Source organism: Mesorhizobium sp. M5C.F.Ca.IN.020.32.2.1, from assembly GCF_004023105.1.
In the GTDB taxonomy this organism is placed as follows: domain Bacteria; phylum Pseudomonadota; class Alphaproteobacteria; order Rhizobiales; family Rhizobiaceae; genus Mesorhizobium; species Mesorhizobium wenxiniae.
Genome location: NZ_RZSX01001250.1, coordinates 1 through 1,335, shown reverse-complemented (window position 1 = coordinate 1,335; position 1,335 = coordinate 1). Strand labels below are relative to the sequence as shown.

The 1,335-nt window shown below is 60.6% G+C and carries 2 protein-coding genes; one reads left to right on the top strand and one right to left on the bottom strand.

The genetic code is table 11. From position 1 onward, the window contains the following. Positions 1–142: 142 nt before the first annotated feature. A complete protein-coding gene (locus EOA86_RS34870) occupies positions 143–1,018 on the top strand; it encodes an ATP-binding protein (RefSeq protein WP_128345645.1) in 876 nt (291 codons plus the stop codon). A gap of 92 nt (positions 1,019–1,110) precedes the next feature. Here EOA86_RS34870 and EOA86_RS34865 read toward each other — a convergent pair. Then, the coding region (locus tag EOA86_RS34865) for a M23 family metallopeptidase (protein WP_164892334.1) at positions 1,111–1,335 on the bottom strand (225 nt) is incomplete at its 5' end.

Here is a 1,335-nt window from a genome sequence, read left to right as displayed (position 1 = left end):
GTGTTAGAGCATGATCCCAAAAAATGGAGCGCGGTTTCGGAAAAGATCATGCTCTAACAAAAGGTTGGAGCCGGTCCGAAACCGCCGGAATCGAATAGGTTCCGTTGTCACACTCCTGAATGCAAAAACAAAAAGACAAGAAATGAGCGACAGCACCATTGAAGCCCTGAACAAGAAGCTTGACCGTCTGATCGAGGCGGTCGCCCGCCTCGCCCCGCCGCCGGTGCCGGAAACCGACCTCGGCGAGGCCGATTGCTTCGTCTGGCAGGCTGATCCCGGCTATCTGGAGCCGGTGCTCAAGGTCAACCGCGTCGACATCGGCCTGATCCGCGGCGTCGACCGCGTCCGCGACATACTGGTCGACAACACCGAGCGCTTCGCCTCCGGTTACGCAGCCAACAACGTGCTGTTGTGGGGCGCACGCGGCATGGGCAAGTCCTCGCTGGTCAAGGCCGTGCATGCGGCTGTCAATGCCTCGGCAAAGCTGGACCTGCCGCTCAAGCTCATCGAGATCCATCGAGAGGACATCGACACGCTGCCGAAGCTGATGAATTTGTTGAAGGCAGCACCTTACCGGTTCATCCTGTTTTGCGACGATCTCTCCTTCGACCACGACGACACGTCCTACAAGTCGCTGAAGGCGGCGCTGGAAGGCGGCGTTGAGGGCCGCCCGGCCAATGTTATCTTATACGCCACTTCAAACCGGCGGCACCTACTGCCGCGCGACATGATCGACAATGAGCGCTCGACCGCCATCAACCCGTCAGAGGCGGTCGAGGAAAAAGTCTCGCTGTCCGACCGTTTCGGCCTCTGGCTCGGCTTCCACAAATGCTCGCAGGACGAGTATCTCGACATGGTCGACGGCTATGTCCGCCACCACGGCCTTGCCATCGATCCCGAGACGCTGCGCGCCGAGGCGCTGGAATGGGCGACGACGCGCGGCAGCCGTTCGGGCCGCGTTGCCTGGCAATTCACCCAGGATCTGGCAGGTCGGCTCGGCAAATCGCTCAAAGATTAGGGACGAAGACTGAAAAAGCCCGCCCCTTGCGGAGCGGGCTGAGCCGGCGGGCCGGACTGGAGGTCAGGCGGCGCGCAGTTGCTTTTCTTGTTCTATTCGAGATAGGTCGACGGATCGACTTTTCTTTTATAGGTCGAAGGATCGACCGGCGCCGAATTCTTGCGCACTTCGAAATGCAGTTTCGGCGAGTCGGTGGTACCGCTCATGCCGGACTGCGCGATTTCCTGGCCGCGCTTGACCTTCTGGCCGCGCTGGACCTCGATCGAGCGGGTGTGGCCATAGACAGTGACCAACCCGTTCTCGTGGCGCACCAGCAC